A 20,277-nucleotide genomic window follows, 5' to 3' on the forward strand; every position below is an offset into this window, starting at 1 on the left:
TAAAGCTTAAGGTGGTTATAGCGACGGGGCTCACCTCTTACCATTCCGAACAGAGAAGTTAAGCCCGTTTGCGCCGATGGTACTGCACCTCGTGGGAGAGTAGGACATCGCCTTTTTTAGAGAATCCCTAACATTTATTTGTTGGGGATTTTTTTGTTTATATAACTCAAAATATTCGATTTATATAGAAAAAATCTTCTAGATTCATTTTTCCTGAAATTGTTGAACTTTAATAGTATACACTCAACCAATATTAAAACCCTATTGGTCTGATGCATTTTTGTATGTTAGGGCGTTCTTTCATTAAGATACAAGAGCTAATAACGCTCATCTACTTATAATATACTATTCGATACAAGTCAGGTCAATCCAGATATAAGCCGAAATTCACATATGTCGTTTTATATGAATTAGTATTTCGCACCACACCTAGCAACTTAATTGATGGGAATCGAGGGAAGTGACGATATGTTACCTAGAGTAATCACGTATACTGCTACAGATAAGAATATCTAGAGCGTATTATAAAATATGACCATTATGAATGGGTCAGGGGAAGGGTTTTTCTCCTAATCATTAAATAAACTCTTCATGATGATGTAGATGCCTCTAAAGAGAAAGAAAATAGCGCCTAAAGAGAGCAGGATACCAATACTTAAGACTAAAATATATGTTGCTTTGTCTTGATTGCTGAAAGCCAGATAAAGTATGGTAGGGCCCACGAACATCAAAAACAGGCAAATGCCCATATTCTGAACACCTTTATACAATAAGTTTCTATTTGTTTTCTTAGGTTCCATCAGGAAGTGTTTAGTAATTACGTTTTCAAAAATAAGACAAGTTCTCACAAATCGTTACAGATATTAGACTTATTTGAGCGGCCGGATGACGCAAGATATAAATCATTATCAAAAGTTTATTATTTTGTTTTTTAGGTGAAGACGTCTGAACCTTCTTAAGAATCCATATGGAAGTAGCATCAGGTTCAAATCGATCGTTACATTACTTATTGCAGCATCATTATAATGATTAATTAGCCTATTGTACAGTATATACTACTTCTGAAACTTCAGAAAGTCTAAAATAGCCCAATGGAAAATTTTCAGGATTAGTTTCATTCACACAATTTCCTCTAACAATAGCTGGCTGGGTCTCAAAAGGGCCACCGCCAGAGTCGCTATTTTGTTGCAAAAGAATATACATATAATTATAGAACCGTTCTGAGATGCCGTAGTTTTTAATGATTACGATATCTCCAGAACTTAAATTTTCCTCGCTGTAAAATCCGAAATTTTCGTTGCCATTATTAAATTTGTCCTCATAAATTGATAAAGAAGGGATAGCAGGGATATGGCTTAAAAATTCGAAAAAATAGAAGTTTTTTTCATCAGCGAGATCGCTATAAAAAGCTTTTAACTCTATATCTTCTCCTGAGAAACCTCCTTCATTATTTTGATCCACACGATTGATAGAGGCCACTGATTGAAATATTTCCTGACCACGGTACTGTTCATCTTTATAGGTAATTAGCAATTCGTAATTTCTATTTATTACCGGTTTAAAAGTGTTGTTTTTGTAAATCCCCGTTGCACCGTCTTCAATAAACTGATATACCGTATTAGTTGCGCTGATAATTTGCACTTGAGCCCCAGTTGCAGGAGGAATTTCAGAATCGAAATAGGGTGCTGTTAAAGAAAGTTTCACCATTTGTTCATTTCCTGATGTTCCTTTTGTCCAATTAATGGAGGCTTCAATTACTAATTTTGGATCTACCGTATTTAAATCTACCTCTATGACATCTTCACATGAAAACTGAAAGAAGCAAATCCAGACTATAAATATAATTTTTTTCATGTTTAAAATTTGAAATTGTAGGAAATTGAGGGAATAATACCGAAGAGTGCCAATCTATTGGCTTCGTTAACTCCAGTGTCTCTATTTTCACTGAATCTGATAGACGCGGCATTCTTACGATTATATAGATTATATACACCAAATACCCATTCGCCTTGCCACTTTTTTGTCCCATCTGGATTCGGATTGTAAATTGCGGAGACATCCAAACGGTGATAATTGGTTAATCGACTCGAATTCCTAGCTTCGTAATTGGGAATGCTTATCCCATTGTATTCATATTGACCATTTGGGAATGTGGTGGGTTGCCCAGTCTGAAAAACCAACGTACCACTGAAACTCCAATTGTCGCTAGATTTATAATTGGATGTAATTGAAATGTCGTGGGTTTTGTCATAAGGGGTGTTGTACCATTTTCCATCATTTATTCCAGTTTCCGTTGGTGTTCTTCCTGGAGTTTTTTGTTCTGATTTTGAAAGTGTATAAGCTACCCATCCCGTTAATTTGCCTTCATTTTTTCGGAATAAAACTTCTAAACCATAGGCTCTCGCTTTCCCATTTAAGATAACTTGTTCAATGGCATCATTAGCAATTAAATTGGCACCATCAATATAATCGATGCGGTTTTTAATATCCTTGTAAAAGGTCTCGACTTCTAAAGCATAATGGTTGTTACTAAACGTCCTGAAATATCCCAATGCTACCTGGTCCAATACCTGAGGTTGGATGTAAGGACCGCTAGGTGCCCAAATATCTAGTGGGGTTGGAGAGCTGGTGTTTGAAAGTAAATGCAAATACTGACTCATTCTGTTATAACTCGCTTTGATGGACGAGTTGTCGTTTAATTGATAAGCTAGGGCCAATCGTGGTTCTAAATTCATAAACGATGCTATAACTGCTGATCGCTCATACGTGTTAACTCCAATAGGCTCAGCTTTCTCATAGATTTGAAGCGCTTCATTAAAACTTACCGCTTGGTCATTATCATAGCTGTTGAGTTCGGCTTGGCCTAAGCGATGGAATGAACTTAATCTTAAACCATAAGATACTGCCAACTTCGAGTTGAGTTGATGCTCAGCGTCCACATAAATAGCATTTTCTATAGCATATTTTTTTATAAGGTTATACGGATTGATACCTGATGTTTCAGAGGTAGGAGTGATTTCACCTGGATTAAAAGTCAGGTATAAACTATTCAACCCATAATCAAGTTTGAAATTGGAATTGATATAATGCTTAAAATCATATTTCAGATTAAAATTTCTAATTCCTGAAGACCAATCAAATTCCACGAAATTTAAAGCGAGTCCGTAATAGTAGTCCGAGTAAATTAAGGACAGATTAGAAAACAATTTAGCGGAGTAGAGATGGTCCCATCTAAAATTAATGACCGCATTTCCATATGTGTTTTCAAAGCTGTCAGAGATATTGAATACATCACGTCCAAAATATCCGGAAAGATATATATTGTTATTCTGATTAATTCTATAACTCAATTTTGTATTGATATCATAAAAATAAGCTTTACTATCCAAATCAAATAAGGGCAAAAACAGATGAGCGTAACTGGAGCGTCCTCCTAATAAAAAGGAGCCTTTTTCTTTCTTTAAAGGACCTTCAGCCAATAACCGACTTGCCACGATTCCTACACCACCGCTCATATGAAACGCATTGCTATTACCTTCTTTTTGATATATGTCTAAAACCGAAGATACGCGTCCACCGTATTTGGCAGGAATCCCACCTTTATACAGCTTAAGGTCTTTAATGGCATCTGGATTAAATACTGAAAACAACCCAAATAGATGGGAGGAGTTGAAAATTGTGGCCTCGTCCAAAAGAATCAAATTCTGATCTGCAGCACCTCCTCTAACATTGAAGCCGGAAGACCCTTCGCCAGCATTAGTTACTCCAGGCAATAAGGTGATGGATTTTATCACATCTACTTCTCCCAAAACGACGGGCATTTGTTTAATAGTATTTACGGAAAGTGAATTGACACTCATTTGAGGTTTCCGGATATTTAAGCGTTCTACATTTTCAGTAATGACGATTTCTTGTAAGCTTTCTGTGGATTCACTAAGTTGAAAATTTAATGTTTTGTTGTCATCAATTGCTATGCTTTCAGAAATACTATTAAAGCCTAGATAACTGATTTGAAATTTGTAGGTGCCTTTGGGCAAAGTGATACTATAGAATCCATACTCATTGGTGATGGTTCCCATTTGTAGTTCAGGAAAGATAATATTGACTCCAATTAAGGTTTCATTACTGCTTTGATCGGTTATTTTACCACTTATGGTAAATTTTTCTTGTGCATTAAGGTAGAGTGGCAAGCACAAGATAAGCCAAAGCGAAACCTTCAATTTAGAAATCATTGGTAATTTTTTATCAAAAATAGAAAAAGCCCCTTTATAAAAGGAGCTTTTTGAGTTAATTTTGTTTAATTATTTTAAAATATTACTAAACAAATTAGATGTTTGTAATTAATTATTTATTCTCTAAAATAGAGTTGAAGGTGTGACTTGGCCTCATTGCTTCAGTTACCAAATCTTCATTAGGTTCATAATATCCACCAATTGACACTGGTTTACCTTGTACGCTATTTAACTCCTCAACAATAACCTGTTCATTGATTTTTAAAACTTCATAAAGCACTTTGAACTCTTCTTGCAATTGTGCATCTAACTTTTGGTTCGCCAGAGCTTCAGCCCAATACAGCGCTAAATAAAAATGGCTACCTCTATTGTCCAATTCTCCGGCTTTACGGGAAGGTGACTTACCGTTATCTAAGAGTTTCCCAGTTGCTTCATCTAAAGTATCTGCTAAAATCTGCGCTTTAGGATTTTCATTCTTTTCTGCTAAATGTTCCAAAGAAACTGCAATTGCTAAAAATTCCCCTAGAGAATCCCAACGCAAATGGTTTTCTTCAACAAATTGCTCCACGTGTTTCGGGGCAGAACCCCCGGCACCCGTTTCAAACAATCCACCACCATTCATTAATGGAACAATAGAAAGCATTTTTGCACTTGTTCCCAATTCTAAAATAGGAAAGAGGTCAGTCAAATAATCACGTAAGACATTTCCTGTCACAGAGATGGTGTCTTTACCATCCTTAAGGCGCTCCAAAGTAAAGGTTGTGGCTTGCACTGAAGATAGAATTTGAATATCTAAGCCTTGCGTGTCGTGATCACCAAGGTATTGTTTTACTTTCTTGATCAATTCGGCATCATGTGCTCTATTTTCATCCAACCAAAAAACAGCTGGGGTAGCAGACGCTTTTGCTCTAGTTACGGCCAATTTTACCCAATCCTGAATTGGCGCATCTTTAACTTGGCACATTCTCCAAATATCACCTGTTTCAACATCATGTTCTACCAAAGTCTTGCCTTCCGAATTAACCACCACAACTTTACCGATGCTGGTAATTTCAAAAGTTTTATCATGAGATCCATATTCTTCTGCCTTTTGAGCCATCAAACCAACATTAGGTACTGTTCCCATAGTTGTTGGATCGAAAGCGCCGTGTTTTTTACAGAAATCGATGGTGGCTTCATATAATCCCGCATAGCTGCTATCAGGAATTACGGCCAGGGTATCTTGAGCTTTGCCTTGCACGTTCCACATTTTACCGGAAGTTCTAATCATTGCTGGCATAGAAGCATCAATAATTACATCACTAGGTACATGGAGATTGGTGATTCCTTTATCAGAATTTACCATGGCCAAATCCGGGCCGTTCGCAATCTCTTTTTCAATTGCGGCTTCAATTTCCTTACGCTTAGCATCAGGAAGTTCTTTTAATTCGTCATATAAATTCGCCAAACCATTACTTGGGCTGAAACCAATTTGTTTAAACTCTGCTTGATATTTTTGAAATACATCTTTAAAGAACACCTCTACAGCATGACCAAAAATAATTGGATCAGAGACTTTCATCATGGTGGCTTTTAGGTGTAATGAATAAAGTACACCTTTATCTTGAGCTTCCTTAACCGTATCTTTTAAAAATGATAAGAGTGCTCTTTTACTCATTATTGAGGCATCAATAATTTCGCCTTTAAGCAATTTTAAGTTGTCTTTTAGAACTTCTTCTTTACCATCGTTTCCAACAAATTTTATACTTACGGTATCTGCATTTTCAAGCGTCAAGGATTTTTCAGTGTGGAAGAAATCACCTTTGGTCATGGTGGCAACCTCCGTTTTGGATTCAGAAGACCATTCGCCCATAGAATGAGGATTTTTTCGAGCGTAGTTTTTTACGGCTTTAGGTGCACGTCTATCAGAATTTCCTTCACGGAGAACAGGATTAACAGCGCTACCTTTAACTTTATCATAACGTGAGCGGATGTCCTTATCCTCATCAGTTTTAACTTCATCAGGAAAATTTGGGATGTTAAACCCTTGCGATTTCAATTCGGCTATTACTTCCTTTAATTGTGGAACTGAAGCACTGATATTTGGCAATTTAATTATGTTTGCCTCAGGTTTTGTAGCAAGTTCACCTAATTCCGCCAATGCATTTGGAACTTTTTGATCTTCGTTTAAAAAATCAGGAAACATCGCTAAGATACGTGCAGCTAGAGAAATGTCTTTAGTTACAATAGAGATCCCTGATGATGCGGTGAAAGATTTTATGATTGGTAATAGGGAACGGGTTGCTAATGCTGGAGCTTCGTCCGTTTTTGTATAAATAATGGTGGAAGTTTTTGCCATAAGAATTATGAAATTTAAATGTTTAAGATTGGCCCCAAATTAGGCTGTGCAAATATACAAAATTGCGCTTAGCTTAGAAAACCGAACTTTGATGTATTATACAATTTTAATTTGATAGCGCTGCAACAGACCCAAGACATTTTCTTTTGAAAATTTTGCTTGTTTTATCCCGTTGTTTTCAGGATTGATGTTGAAGTTCTCAGAAGAACTCAAGTCGGCATTTTTTAAATTTGTTTGATCGAAAATAGCATGCTTAAAATCGCAGTTATCAAATAAAGCATTGCTAAAATCGGCTTCCACAAGATTTGCATCATTAAGGTTGCAGTTGTTGAAGGCAGTTCCGTTTAGTTTTAACTTGTAAAAAGATGAGAATTGCAACTGACAATTGGAAAAGCTAAAGGACAACAAAAACGGATTACAATCTTGAAACTGAAGTCCAGTAAGTTTACAATCTATAAATTCTCCATCTCTGATAATTGTATGTTTGATATTGGCATTACTAAAATTGCAAGTATCAAACACGCAATCAATGAAAGTGATGGAAGATAAATCTGAACCTGTAAAATTACAGTTTTGGAAATTGCAGTTATCATATTCCGCTTTTTCAAGTGGTTGTTCAGTATAATCTTTTGAATTATATTCTGCTGAATCAATAAAGGTTGGTGTCATTGAAATTAAAAAATTGGGTGAGGGATGCAAATTTAAGCCGAAAGTGTGTAAAAACAAAAGCCATATCATTGTAGCTAAACTACCTTGACATGGCTTTCTTTGAAATAGTAACGTGATCTAATTAACATTGCTGCTAAATCAGCCGACTAAAACTCTCGTTTTACAATCGTCTTTTTCAATTCAAGTTGAACTATTTCAATAAAATATGCTCTAACTTTCAAAATGTATTGACCTGTTAGGAACATATTTCAATGTGTTGTTTTTCTTGATGTATTGTATGTTGTTGATCGTTTACACAAACAACAATTTTAAATACATTGCTTCCTACCTTGGTGTACACTTTCGTTGCGACCACCTTTGGAAACTTTCAACTTTACGAGTTACACCCTACAGTTGTATGGTGCACTTACTAAAGCCTCATGATTTTGTTCGGATGCACTTGCGTGCAGAGCCTAAAAATCTCAAAAAACAAACGAGTAAAGAATAGACTTTACCAAATTCAATTTAAGATCAATTTTTTAAATTGATACCAGCACAAGGCTGTAATTGAACCGTTATACTAAGATACAAAAAACAACCACAGAAACCTATTAAATCAAGCGTTTAGTTTTCAACGAGTTATGAACTTCGGATATTAACAATTGTTCATAAAAAAAGCCTTGAAATAGTTCAAGGCTTTTATATGCTATACGCTTAAGGAGTCTATCCTCTTCTTTCTTTAATTCTAGCTTTCTTACCAGTAAGACCTCTAAAGTAGAAGATACGTGCGCGTCTCACTTTACCTTTCTTGTTCACTTCAATTTTTTGAAGTGCTGGAAGATTCACCGGGAAAATACGCTCTACACCTATAGTTCCAGACATTTTACGGATGGTAAACGTTTCTGAACTACCAGTACCTTTACGTTGTAATACAACACCTTTAAAGAACTGTGTACGTTTCTTTTCACCCTCTCTAATTTCGTAATACACTGTGATAGTATCACCAGCGCCGAATTTAGGATATTCTTTTTTTTCTACAAATTCGTCTTGTACAAATTTTACTAAAGAATTCATCTCTCTTAATTTTTAAATTTTAATCCATACCAACATTCACGGAGATCGCCAGAGGTTAATATGAAATTGGATGCAAAAGTAATCAATAAAAAATAATTGACAATAGTAATGCCTTAAAATTTTAGTAAATTTTATTGTCAGAAACACTATGGTGCTACTCGACTATAAACTCCGAAAATCTGAATCTCCAAATCATAATCTCATTGTTCCCTAAATTATAGCATCAATAAAAAACCAACTGCAAGCTGAACACTGCTTATTGAATACTGTCAACTGACTATCGCCAACCGAATACTGCCAACTGAATACTGATTACTGAATACTGATTACTGAATACTGCCAATTGAGTACTGAATACTGCCAACTGAATACTGATTACTGAATGCCTACTGATACCAAATCAATCCTCCAACAAATCAGGACGTCTTTCCTTGGTGTGCTCGTAGGCCATATCCTCGCGCCACTTTTCTATCTTTGCAAAATGGCCACTGAATAAAATTTCAGGAACTTTCATACCCTTATACTCCCTAGGTTTTGTGTAGATGGGCGGTGCCAATAAATTGTCTTGAAAGGAATCTGTCAGTGCCGAGGTTTCATTACCCAAAACACCCGGAATCAATCGTATTACCGCGTCACAAAGTACCGCCGCTCCAAGTTCGCCCCCAGAAAGCACATAGTCTCCTATGGAGATCTCCTTGGTAATGAGTAAGTCCCGTACCCGTTGATCAACGCCCTTATAGTGTCCGCAGAGTATGATAATATTCTTTTTTAGAGAAAGGGTATTAGCGATGCCTTGATTTAATGTTTTTCCGTCCGGGGTCATATAGATGACTTCATCATAGTCGCGCTCCTCTTTTAATTTAGAGATGCATTTGTCTATAGGCTCAATCATCATTACCATCCCCGCGCCACCACCAAATTGGGTGTCATCTATAGATTTGTAATTGTCCGTAGTGTACTCTCTTAAATTATGGAAATGGACCTCTACCAAACCTGCTGTAATGGCACGTTTCAAAATAGAAGCTTCAAAAGGGCTTTTTAGTAATTCGGGTAATACCGTTATAATATCTATGCGCATGGTAATATATCTTCGATGCAAATATGCGAAAAAACTAGGCAGTGTTCAGTGATAGGTGTAGAGAAAAAAATCTGCAAGTTGCCTTACAGATTTTCGTCATTTACTTGATGCTTTTTTGCTTATTGATTTCGTCTTGAAGTTGGCGTCTGACTTTTTGCTCACGCTCCAAAGCTGTGCGTCTGTGTTCTTCAAACTCTTCCTCAGTTTCCACTAAGGATTTTTGGGCTAATTTGGTAACAGAATTACTGTTTTTGTATTTATAAATGAACAATAGTAACAATGCGAGAAGACCTCCAATGATACTCCACATTAATACATTGTAATTACCCTTGCTCATTTGTAAACCGAACAATGCCATGTTATCCTTTTCTTCATTGGTCTCCGCTAAGGTGGTTTTGGTTTCAGAGAGGTTGCTTTTTAAGCTCGTAATTTCCTGAGCTAAACTGTCAACCGTATTTTGAGTTTTAGTTAAATTATTTTGAAACGCTTTTAAAGAGTCTAGCGTATGTGCTTTTAACTGGTACAACCAGGTTTTTTTGACATTCTTGTAGTCTTGCCAGTTATTCGATTTTTGAATCACATATTCAAATTGGTTGTCAATACTTCCTTCAGTTAAAGATAATTTGTCTTCTTCTTTAGTTGTCGGTTCTTGAGCATTGCCCACTACAAAAAATAGACTGGCGAGAAGTGTAAAAGTTAATGTTTTTAATGAATGCATTCGTTTAGATTTACTGATGATGTTAAAATTTGAACAAGATAAAAAATAAAATAGATGTCAACTCGTATTTAAAACAAATAGCCTCTCATTTAGGAGGCTATTGTTATATACGGTAATAATTATCTTTTAGATGTTGGGCCTACTAATAATATGTATAACGTCTTACTTTAGATATATATTTTGCCAAGCGCATCACTTGATGACTGTATCCATATTCATTGTCGTACCAAATGTATAGAACCACATTCTTTCCATCAGATCTCATAATGGTTGCCTTACTGTCATAAATTGCTGGAGCGGAACATCCTATGATGTCACTGGATACCAATTCATCACTCATTTCATATTTAATTTGCTCTACGAGATGTCCCTCTAAAGCATATTTTTTCATGGTAGTATTTATTCCTTCCAAAGAAGTTGGGGTATCCAATTCTAGATTTAAAATGGCTAAAGATCCATTAGGGACGGGAACACGGATGGCGTTTGAGGTTAATTTTCCTTCCAAAGATGGTAAGGCTTTGGCCACAGCGCTTCCTGCACCCGTTTCAGTGATGACCATATTTAAACCTGCAGCGCGACCACGACGGTATTTATCGTGAAAATTATCTACCAAATTTTGATCATTGGTATACGCGTGAATGGTTTCTAAGTGGCCATGTTTTACGCCAAAAGTATCTTCTATTGCTTTCAAAACTGGCGTGATGGCATTCGTTGTACAGGATGCCGCTGAAAAAATATCAACCGTATCTGGATTATGGTCTAAATGGTTAACCCCGTGTACAATGTTGGGAATTCCTTTTCCAGGAGCCGTTAATAAAACTTTACTCACTCCTTTAGACTGTAAATGTCTACTTAGCGCCTCTTTGTCTCTAAAGGCACCCGTATTATCAATCACCAAAGCGTCATTGATACCATATTTAGTGTAATCAATATCTTCAGGCGCATCGGCTGAAATGATATTTACGGTGGTACCATTGATTATTAGAGCACTGTTTTCCAAATCTGCGATCACCGTTCCTGAGAATTCACCGTGAACGGAATCATTGCGGAGTAAAGATGCTCTTTTTTCTAAAACTGTTTGATCGATTTTCCCTCTGGTGACGATGGCTCTCAAACGCATTTGACTACCTTTACCAGTTTTCGTCATCAGTTCACGAGCAAGCAATCTGCCGATGCGACCAAAACCATAGAGTACAACGTCTTTTGGTTTATTCATTTCATTTCTACTCGCGCCTTTCAGCCTGTCTGCGACAAAAGCTGTAGCGTTTGAGTACTTCTGATCTTCTAAATGGTATTCAAACGTCAGTTTTCCGATATCCAGTTTTGCTGGTGGAACATCCAAGGTTTTGATGGCTTGAGCAATTTCAACAGAATCGAAAATAGAAATTGGTTTCTGAACAAACGCACCTGCATATTCATGCAAATTTAAAATTTCACTGACATTTCTGTCAATCAATTGATTTCTAAATAGTACCAGTTCAATAGATCTATCATACCACAGATCACTGACTATTTTGATAAATTCAACCGTTGCTTTTCTTCGGTCTGCTTGAAAAGCTAATTCGTTCTCATAAATTCCATTCAAACCCATTGTTTCAAAGTTTAGAGTGTCTGCCTTTTAGGCAGAACATTGTTGTGTTTATGCCGACTATTCGGAAATGCAAAAGTAATATATTTCAAACGTTTTCGTAAGCTTTTATTCACTAAAAAACCCTTTGAAAACGAATTGTTTCAAAGGGTTAAAATTTGGTTTTAGTGCTTAACTTATCTAAAGATAAAACTCTCTTTTTGACCTGAACTTGTGATGACCGATAATTTTTTGATATTCTTTTCTAAATCATCACCATACTTAAGTTTGAGTTTCATGATGTCATCCACATTTTTAATGACTTCGCCGTTAATTTCAGTAATCACGTAACCAGTGTTGATGCCTAGGTTTTTATATAGTGCATAGTTTTCGTTTTTAATGACCGCAACGCCATAGGTAATGTTGCTGCTTTTTTTAACCTCATTAGGGATATTTCGCAATTGCATGTCCAAAAATTCAATGGTCATAATTTCACTCTTAGATAAAGTAACCGGAATTTTCTTTTCTGAACCATTTCTGATAATATACAAATCAACCACATCATTGGGGCGTTTAGTACTCAAATACCCACTCAAATCTGAAAATTTAGAAATGCTAATATTGTCGATCTTCTTAATAATGTCTCCTTTTTTAATGCCCGCTTTATCGGCACCAGAGCGCTCTTCAACATCACTCACGTAAAAGCCTTGGGTTGCACTGACCTCAAAAGATTCGGCAGATTTACTGTTAAGTTCGCCGCCTCTTACCCCTAAAATACCGTTTTGGACATTTCCAAATTCCATAATATCCTCCACAACTTTTCGGGCAATATTACTCGGTACGGCAAAAGAATAGCCAATATAGGAGCCGGTTTGGGAGGTGATGGCCGTGTTTATGCCAATGAGTTCTCCTCGGGTGTTGACTAATGCTCCACCAGAGTTTCCAGGATTGACAGCGGCATCTGTTTGCAAGAATGATTGTGAATTAATACCTGACAAATCTCTAGATTTAGCGCTAATAATTCCGGCCGTCACCGTAGAGGTCAAATTAAACGGGTTGCCCACCGCCAAAACCCATTCACCAACTTTTACCTGGTCTGAATTTCCAAAGGTTGCAAAAGGCAATGCTTCTCCCGCATCAATTTTTAAGAGGGCGATATCTGTTTTTTCATCAGTTCCAATCAACTCAGCCTCGTAAATTTTGTTGTCATTAAGGGTAATAGAAAGTTGTTGTGAGCCATTAATGACGTGATTATTGGTTATAATATAACCGTCCGGTGATATGATCACCCCACTACCTGTGCCTACTTGGGCACGTTCAGAACTTCTACCCATAAAAAGATCTTGCATGGTCATCGGCGCTCTGCTGATAGTGGTGTTCTTTACGTGAACCACAGCATGCACGGCGTTTTCTGCGGCTTCCGTAAAATCGGGCGCATATAATGTCCCGTAGGAGCTGACCGCTGTGTTACTCGTTGGGAAATAAGATAGACTAGAATCGGATTTGGCCAAAGTAGCGCCAATGTCATCCTCTTCTAAGAAATATTTATAGGCAGAAAGTGTCATGATTCCACCTAATGCTGATACTAAAATTAGGGTTAAAATCTTCTTCATTTTAATTAGAGTTTAATAATAATTAATAAGAGTAATATAATAAGAGTAATACTGTAAATAGATATGTGATTAACGTTTAAAATTAATTTTTTATTTGATGGTCGTAGCTTCATTTAACGATATTTAACGCAAAAGTTAGCCGCGTTAAAACCATCCATATTTCCTATATTTGCCAAACCTATGAAACAGACTTTTTATAAATATCAAGGAACAGGTAATGATTTTGTGATGATTGACAATCGTCTCTTAACCTTTGACAAAAATGATACCAAATACGTTAGAACCTTATGTAACAGACGTTTTGGCATTGGAGCTGACGGATTGATCCTTCTCGAACCTCATAACGAGTATGATTTTAAGATGGTATACTTCAATGCTGATGGCAATGAAAGTTCTATGTGTGGGAATGGCGGGCGTTGTATTGTTGCATTTGCGAAATTTCTCGGAATAATTGAAAATGCGACCACTTTTGAAGCGATAGATGGCCTGCACCGTGCCAAAATTGAATCGCATAGTGTTCAGTTGCAAATGCAGGATGTGCCTCGACTGGAACAGTTTGAATCTCATGTCTTTTTAAATACCGGATCGCCGCATCACGTTCAATTACAGGAAAACTTAGCGGAACTTCAGGTCAAGGAAACTGGAAGTAGAATTAGATACGGCGCTCCCTACCATGAAAGTGGTTCAAATGTGAATTTTGTCTCTAAAATCTCTGATGCCATTTTTTCAGTTAGGACCTATGAACGTGGTGTTGAGGATGAAACATTGTCTTGTGGTACAGGTGTCACCGCAGTTGCACTGGCTATGAATTTTATTGGAGAAACAACTAGAAATCACATTACTTTAAATACGCAAGGGGGAACATTGGAGGTTGCTTTTAAAAATAAAGATGAAGGCTACACTGATATATGGTTAATAGGTCCTGCCGTACAGGTTTTTAAAGGCGAATTTTAATGGAGACCTTAAAGGGAGAACATATTTATTTACGTGCTTTAGAGCCTGAAGATTTAAACTATATTCACGCCATTGAAAACGATGAGCATCTTTGGGAGCTGAGTAATACTCAAACCCCATACTCTCGATATATCCTTGAACAGTATCTTGAAAACTCCCACAGAGATATTTACGAAGTGAAACAATTGCGATTGGTGATTTCCACTTACCAGCATCAAGCTATCGGACTGATCGATTTATTCGATTTTGATTTTAAAAACAATCATGCTGGCGTGGGAATCTTAATCCAGGAAACCCAAAACAGACAGCAGGGTTATGGCAAGGAAGCACTGCAGTTATTAATCAACTATAGCTTTAATCAGCTTAATTTGCATCAATTGTATTGCAATATTACCGAAGACAATCAGGCCAGCCTCAACCTATTCAAAAATCAAGGTTTTGAGATAGTGGGGGTTAAAAAGGATTGGCTTTTTAGCAACAACAAGTATAAAAACGAATATTTTTTACAACTTATCAATAACTAAATGTATTTCAAAAAAATCTTTATCGCCATTGCGCTCATCGGTTTGGTAATAGCCGGCATCATCGCTTACAACATTTATCAAACCATGTTCATCTCCAATACCGCCTTTACTAATGAGGAGGCATACGTATATATTCCAACCAATGCAACCTATCAGGATGTGAGAGCTCAATTGCAACCACTTTTAAAGGATATGGACAAATTTGAGGCGCTTGCTGAACGTAAAAAATATCCAGCCAATATAAAAGCGGGAAAATTTGCCATCAAAAAAGGGATGAATAATAATGACATTGTCAATTCCATACGCAGCAATAATATTCCTGTCAAACTTTCATTTAATAATCAGGAATCATTAGAACGATTAGCGGGACGCATCTCTACCCAAATTGAAGCGGATAGTTTAGAATTATACACCGTGATGTCATCTCCCGAGTTTTTAAAAGCCAATGATTTTTCAGAACAAACGGCCTTGGGCATGTATATTCCCAACAGCTACGAGTTTTTTTGGAACACATCCGCAGAACAGTTTAGAGAACGGATGCTGAAAGAGTACCACCGGTTCTGGAACGAGACCCGTATGGCGAAGGCTAAAACGATTGGACTTACCCCAGAAAAGGTAATGACCATGGCCTCGATTGTGCAAAAGGAAACCGCAAAAGTTGATGAACGAAAGCGTGTGGCCGGGGTGTACATGAATCGCTTAAAGATTGGTATGCCGCTTCAGGCTGACCCAACGGTGATTTATGCCATAAAGCACACTTCGGGCGATTTTGATCAGGTTATCAAACGTGTACTTTACAAGGATTTAGTTTTGGACTCGCCTTATAATACCTATAAATATGCAGGATTGCCTCCAGGTTTAATTACCATGCCTGACATTACTTCCATTGATGCGGTTTTGAATTTCGAAAAGCACGATTACTTATACTTTGTAGCTGATGTGACTAATTTTGGATATCATAAATTTGCTAAAACACTAGCACAACACAATGTGAACAGACAAGAATACGTACGCTGGATTAATCAGCAGGGTGTAAATAGGTAAGCTATGGTGCGGTATATCTTTTGTCTATTTGTTTTTATAATAGCTACCGCAAATTCTTTTTCACAATCTCAAATTGAACGTTTTCTTAAACCGAGTGATACCTTAAATCCGTCGCGACGGACAGCAGTGTATATCTCTGAGGCGGCTATTGGTGGACTCACCTTAATAGGACTGCACCAGTTATGGTATGCGGACTATGAGCAATCGCGATTCCATACCATAAATGATAACAATGAGTGGTTGCAAATGGATAAAGTGGGCCATGTGTATGCATCCTATCAGTTAGGACGACTTGGTGCTAGCGCACTGCAATGGAGTGGGGCGAGCAGAAATGAGCAACTGCTTTATGGTGCCAAACTGGGCTTTACATTTTTAACCGCCGTTGAGGTTTTAGATGGTTTTAGTAAGGAATGGGGGTTTTCTTGGGGAGATATGGCTGCCAATGTTGCAGGTAGTGGAATCTATATTGGTCAAGAGTTACTATGGGAAGAACAACGCATCACCCTTAAATACTCGTTTCATCAAACCAGATATGCGCAATTACAGCCTACAAAGTTAGGAAATGGTCTAACCGAAGAGTTTTTAAAGGATTACAACGGCCAAACCTATTGGTTAAGTTTTAACCTGCAATCGTTTTTTAAAACTGAACACATCCCAAAATGGTTGAATGTCGCTTTAGGATATGGTGCCGACGGTATGTTATTTGATAATCCTGAGTCTCATAGTAGTTTGGATGCGAGTAAGAATAGGATGCGGCAATACTATTTAAGTTTAGATGTTGATTTAACGCGGATTGAAACCAAATCACCTCTTTTAAGATCTGTTTTTGAGGTTTTGAACCTAATTAAAGTGCCTTTGCCAACTGTGGAGTTTAACGGTAAAAAGGGTCTAAAGCTCCATGGTGTCTATTTTTAGAGAGCTTAATCGATTAATTTTGAGGCTTTAATAAAAAGGCGTATCTTTGCACGCTGAAATTTAAGTCTGCTTAAAATCATAAAGGCTTTACGAATATTAGGAAAAATGTTAAAAAAAATCACTAATTATTTTGTTATCCCTTTTGCAATCTGTGTCATATTAATGACGGCACTTTTTCCAAAAACGACTGTGGATATGACTAATTTTTCTACGGAAGGACTAGAATTAAATTACACAGTTTCTGAAGACATCGCTATGTTGTCTCCAGCAGAAGGAACGCACCCCACAATGACCTACGATAAGTACTTTCCTTATTTAGGGAAATCGTATTTAGGATTTAAGGAAGCTTTGGCATTTAAAGAATCTCGCGGTAATTATTTTACGGTAAATGATTTTGGGTATTTAGGAAAGTATCAATTTGGTGCTGAAACTTTAAAACTTTTGGGGGTTTACAATCCTCAATTCTTTTTGTACACTCCTGAGTTACAAGAAAAGGCGTTTTTGGCCAATTCTGAGCGTAACAAATGGATTTTAAGACAGGATATTGCACGATTTGTAGGTAAAGAAATTCACGGCGTTACCATCACGGAGTCTGGCATTCTCGCTGCCGCGCATTTGGCGGGACCGGGGAGTGTAAAGAAATTTCTCAGAAGTTTTGGAGGTTATAATTTCTCAGATGCTTACGGATCTTCCATTTCCCACTATATGAAACGCTTTTCCGGCTACGATACTTCTTTTATCAAACCAAACCGAAAGGCTAAAGCGATTTTATAATCAGTCTTTGTGAATGATAAAAATGGCCGGGCGTTTGTGCAAGTCTACTTTGGTATGTTTCCAATCTTGCGCAGGGAACGTTTTAATATATTCTGTAGGTAGCGTGAGGTCGCAGGCCACACAAACTCTAGTTTGAGGATGCAATGTGCTCCATAAATCTTCCAACATTTTGTTGTTGCGATATGGGGTTTCAATAAACAATTGACTTTGGTTTTGCTCTTGCGATACGCGTTCTAAGCGTTTGAGTTCTGCTTTGCGTTCTTGCTTGTCAATAGGTAAGTAGCCATTAAATGCAAAACTTTGTCCATTCATTCCAGATCCCATCAGTGCCATAATGATGGAAGATGGTCCTACCAAGGGAACCACTTGAATGTTGTTTTCGTGGGCCAATTTTACAATATCTGATCCAGGATCAGCTACCGCAGGACATCCTGCTTCAGAAAGTAAACCCATAGGTTTTCCTGCTTTACAGGCTTCTAAAAATGTTGATTTTTCAGCCTCTTCCGTGTATTTATTTAATACATGGAAGTTTAAGGACGGTTGCAATTTTTCAGGAAGGGTCTCTTTTATGAATCTACGTGCTGTTTTTTCATTTTCAACAATATAATCGTCCGTAAATGCTAGGATTTTTTGTATGGATTGGGGTAAAACATCCCAAACTGGTTGATCACCTAAACCTGTAGGAATTAAGTATAGTTTGCCAAAGTGTTCTGCCATGTGTTAGTGTTTCAAAATGTGAGAGCGCTAATGTAGTGGATTTGAAAGTTCTAAATTCCACTAAAGTTCAATTGGAATTAAGATCTGATAAAATTTACTCCAATAATTTCGCCGCAATTTTATCGCAAGCATTGTCCAAAAGTGTGTAGACTTTATCAAAATCTTTCGCATCTCCCCAATACGGGTCCGGAACTTCTAAATTTTCATCAAAACCAGCATCTTCCAATATTAATTTTACCTTGGCACTATCGTCAGCATCTCTAGCCAACGTAATCACATTCTCGTAGTTGGAATGATCCATGACGTAAATAATGTCATAAGTGTCAAAATCAGATACTGAAAATTGTCTACAACGTTGGTTAGAAATATCAATATCATTCTGTTTTGCAGTGGCAATAGAACGGTGGTCTGGTAATTTACCGATGTGATAATCGCCTGTTCCGGCAGAATCTATTTCAAAACGATCACCCGGAAGTTTAGCTTCCAATATGCCATGCGCTAATGGCGATCGGCAAATGTTACCTAAGCAAACCATCAGAATTTTTGTCATGATAAGGTATTGTGTTTATAGAAGCAACGTTTTAAAGCGCTAACTTTTTAGAAATATCTTCAACGTACTTTCTAAATTGTTTATCCGTAGAGGAGAGGTTGTCAACCGTTTTGCAGGCATGTAATACTGTCGCATGATCACGTTTCCCAATTTGAGACCCAATACTCGCCAAAGATGCTTTGGTGAATTTCTTAGCGAAAAACATGGCCAACTGTCGTGCTTGTACAATATGCCTCTTACGGGTTTTAGATTGTAAGGTACTCACATCCATTTGGAAATAATCTGAAACTACTTTTTGGATGTAGTCAATAGATACTTCGCGTTTGGTGTTTTTGACAAACTTTTCAACAATTTCTTTTGCCAGGCTAATGGTAATCTCCTTTTTGTTAAAAGACGACTGTGCAATTAAAGAGATGATTGCACCTTCCAATTCCCTAACATTTATTTTGATATGTTTCGCAACATACTCAATAATATCATCCGGCATTTCAACACCATCACGATACAGTTTGTTTTTCAGAATGGACACGCGAGTTTCAAAATCCGGACTCTGCAATTCTGCAGATAATCCCCATTTGAAACGCGATAAGAGACGTTGTTCTATATCCTGCATGTCAACAGGAGCCTTATCACTAGTTAAGATGACTTGTTTTCCGTTTTGATGTAAGTGGTTAAAGATGTGAAAGAATACATCTTGAGTTCCTGATTTCCCAGATAAGAATTGAACGTCGTCAATGATTAAGACATCAATAATTTGGTAGAAATGGATGAAATCATTACGGTTATTTTTCTTTACCGAATCGATATATTGTTGGGTGAATTTTTCCGCCGAAATATAAAGTACAGTTTTTTCTGGATATTTATCCTTAATGTCGATGCCAATTGCGTGCGCTAAATGCGTTTTGCCCAATCCGACACCTCCAAATATTAATAGTGGATTAAAGGACGTCCCGCCTGGCTTGTTTGCCACCGCTAATCCTGCATTTCTAGCCAATCGGTTTGAGTCGCCTTCCAAGAAGTTGTCAAAACTATAATTAGGATTAAGTTGTGATTCAATCTTAACATTTCTAATTCCTGGAATAACGAACGGATTCTTTAATTCAGGATTTTTATTTTTTAGTGGGATGTCAACATTTTGAGATTTTACCGCCCCTCTGTTTGAACTTGGTATTCTTTCAGTAAACGGTTGTTTATTGCCATAAGTGTTTTCCATCTTAATGACATAAACCAATTTTGCGCGTTCTCCAAGCTCCTTATTAAGGGCCACTTTAAGAATTTTGACATAGTGCTCTTCAAGCCATTCGTAAAAAAATTTACTGGGTACCTGGATACTCAAAGCATTGTCAGTAAGTTTGACTGCTGTAATAGGTTCAAACCAAGTTTTATATGCTTGGGGTTGGATATTGTCCTTTATAAAAGACAGACAATTATTCCAAACCGATTGCGCAGTTACCTCCATTTTAAAAGTTAATTTTTTGTTTGTTAGTCAGATTAGCAAAATGAAGAGAAATTCGTGTTTTCTCTAGAATAT

At 37.1% G+C, this 20,277-nt stretch carries 18 protein-coding genes and 1 rRNA gene; 6 read left to right on the top strand and 13 right to left on the bottom strand.

The window, feature by feature from the left end; genetic code table 11:
* Positions 1-7: 7 nt before the first annotated feature.
* A 5S ribosomal RNA gene (rrf, locus tag ES711_RS09300) occupies positions 8-116 on the top strand.
* Positions 117-569: 453 nt separating this feature from the next.
* Here rrf and ES711_RS09305 read toward each other — a convergent pair.
* The 10 genes from ES711_RS09305 to ES711_RS09350 all read right to left on the bottom strand — a co-directional run bounded on the left by ES711_RS09305 (position 570) and on the right by ES711_RS09350 (position 13,268).
* A complete protein-coding gene (locus tag ES711_RS09305) occupies positions 570-800 on the bottom strand; it encodes a DUF6095 family protein (protein ID WP_146892906.1) in 231 nt (76 codons plus the stop codon).
* A gap of 238 nt (positions 801-1,038) precedes the next feature.
* Positions 1,039-1,854 carry a DUF4249 domain-containing protein gene (locus ES711_RS09310; RefSeq protein WP_146892908.1) on the bottom strand — a complete coding sequence of 272 codons (816 nt, stop codon included), beginning with the start codon at positions 1,852-1,854 and terminating at the stop codon, positions 1,039-1,041.
* Positions 1,855-1,856: 2 nt separating this feature from the next.
* Positions 1,857-4,232, bottom strand: coding sequence for a TonB-dependent receptor (locus tag ES711_RS09315; protein WP_146892910.1), 2,376 nt, complete (start codon positions 4,230-4,232; stop codon positions 1,857-1,859).
* Between the two features lie 112 nt (positions 4,233-4,344).
* Positions 4,345-6,570 (bottom strand): NADP-dependent isocitrate dehydrogenase, encoded by a 2,226-nt coding sequence (locus tag ES711_RS09320; protein WP_146892912.1) that lies wholly within the window; start codon positions 6,568-6,570, stop codon positions 4,345-4,347.
* A gap of 96 nt (positions 6,571-6,666) precedes the next feature.
* Positions 6,667-7,239: a pentapeptide repeat-containing protein gene (locus tag ES711_RS09325; RefSeq protein ID WP_146892914.1), complete on the bottom strand. Its 573-nt coding sequence runs from the start codon at positions 7,237-7,239 to the stop codon at positions 6,667-6,669.
* 702 nt (positions 7,240-7,941) lie between these two features.
* On the bottom strand, positions 7,942-8,292 hold the full coding sequence (rplS, locus tag ES711_RS09330) for a 50S ribosomal protein L19 (protein ID WP_146892916.1): 351 nt from the start codon (positions 8,290-8,292) through the stop codon (positions 7,942-7,944).
* A 400-nt stretch (positions 8,293-8,692) separates the two neighbouring features.
* Complete coding sequence (gene trmD, locus ES711_RS09335) at positions 8,693-9,370, bottom strand: tRNA (guanosine(37)-N1)-methyltransferase TrmD (protein WP_146892918.1); 678 nt, start codon at positions 9,368-9,370, stop codon at positions 8,693-8,695.
* A 100-nt stretch (positions 9,371-9,470) separates the two neighbouring features.
* Positions 9,471-10,088, bottom strand: a complete 618-nt coding sequence (locus tag ES711_RS09340; RefSeq protein ID WP_146892920.1) for a tRNA (guanine-N1)-methyltransferase — start codon at positions 10,086-10,088, stop codon at positions 9,471-9,473.
* A gap of 142 nt (positions 10,089-10,230) precedes the next feature.
* On the bottom strand, positions 10,231-11,679 hold the full coding sequence (locus ES711_RS09345) for a glyceraldehyde-3-phosphate dehydrogenase (RefSeq protein ID WP_146892921.1): 1,449 nt from the start codon (positions 11,677-11,679) through the stop codon (positions 10,231-10,233).
* A 173-nt stretch (positions 11,680-11,852) separates the two neighbouring features.
* Positions 11,853-13,268, bottom strand: a complete 1,416-nt coding sequence (locus ES711_RS09350) for a trypsin-like peptidase domain-containing protein (RefSeq protein WP_146892923.1) — start codon at positions 13,266-13,268, stop codon at positions 11,853-11,855.
* Between the two features lie 180 nt (positions 13,269-13,448).
* On the opposite strand from ES711_RS09350, the gene dapF reads away from it, so the two are divergent.
* From dapF to ES711_RS09375, 5 genes are all read left to right on the top strand, one after another.
* Positions 13,449-14,222, top strand: coding sequence for a diaminopimelate epimerase (gene dapF / locus ES711_RS09355; RefSeq protein WP_146892925.1), 774 nt, complete (start codon positions 13,449-13,451; stop codon positions 14,220-14,222).
* Positions 14,222-14,746, top strand: a complete 525-nt coding sequence (locus tag ES711_RS09360; protein WP_146892927.1) for a GNAT family N-acetyltransferase — start codon at positions 14,222-14,224, stop codon at positions 14,744-14,746. Before dapF ends, ES711_RS09360 begins: the two co-directional genes overlap by 1 nt.
* Positions 14,747-15,790 carry an endolytic transglycosylase MltG gene (mltG, locus tag ES711_RS09365; RefSeq protein ID WP_146892929.1) on the top strand — a complete coding sequence of 348 codons (1,044 nt, stop codon included), beginning with the start codon at positions 14,747-14,749 and terminating at the stop codon, positions 15,788-15,790.
* A gap of 3 nt (positions 15,791-15,793) precedes the next feature.
* Positions 15,794-16,705 (top strand): DUF2279 domain-containing protein, encoded by a 912-nt coding sequence (locus tag ES711_RS09370; protein ID WP_146892930.1) that lies wholly within the window; start codon positions 15,794-15,796, stop codon positions 16,703-16,705.
* 105 nt (positions 16,706-16,810) lie between these two features.
* Positions 16,811-17,479, top strand: coding sequence for a peptidoglycan-binding protein LysM (locus ES711_RS09375; protein ID WP_146892932.1), 669 nt, complete (start codon positions 16,811-16,813; stop codon positions 17,477-17,479).
* Here the strand turns inward: ES711_RS09375 and ES711_RS09380 are convergent, their stop codons facing one another.
* The 3 genes from ES711_RS09380 to dnaA form a co-directional block, all read right to left on the bottom strand.
* Positions 17,480-18,196 carry an SAM-dependent methyltransferase gene (locus ES711_RS09380; protein WP_146892934.1) on the bottom strand — a complete coding sequence of 239 codons (717 nt, stop codon included), beginning with the start codon at positions 18,194-18,196 and terminating at the stop codon, positions 17,480-17,482. It lies immediately after the preceding gene.
* Positions 18,197-18,290: 94 nt separating this feature from the next.
* Complete coding sequence (locus tag ES711_RS09385) at positions 18,291-18,746, bottom strand: low molecular weight protein-tyrosine-phosphatase (RefSeq protein ID WP_146892936.1); 456 nt, start codon at positions 18,744-18,746, stop codon at positions 18,291-18,293.
* A 31-nt stretch (positions 18,747-18,777) separates the two neighbouring features.
* On the bottom strand, positions 18,778-20,205 hold the full coding sequence (gene dnaA, locus ES711_RS09390) for a chromosomal replication initiator protein DnaA (RefSeq protein WP_146892937.1): 1,428 nt from the start codon (positions 20,203-20,205) through the stop codon (positions 18,778-18,780).
* Positions 20,206-20,277: the final 72 nt, after the last annotated feature.

This window comes from Gelidibacter salicanalis (assembly GCF_007997285.1).
GTDB classification, from domain to species: Bacteria; Bacteroidota; Bacteroidia; order Flavobacteriales; family Flavobacteriaceae; genus Gelidibacter; species Gelidibacter salicanalis.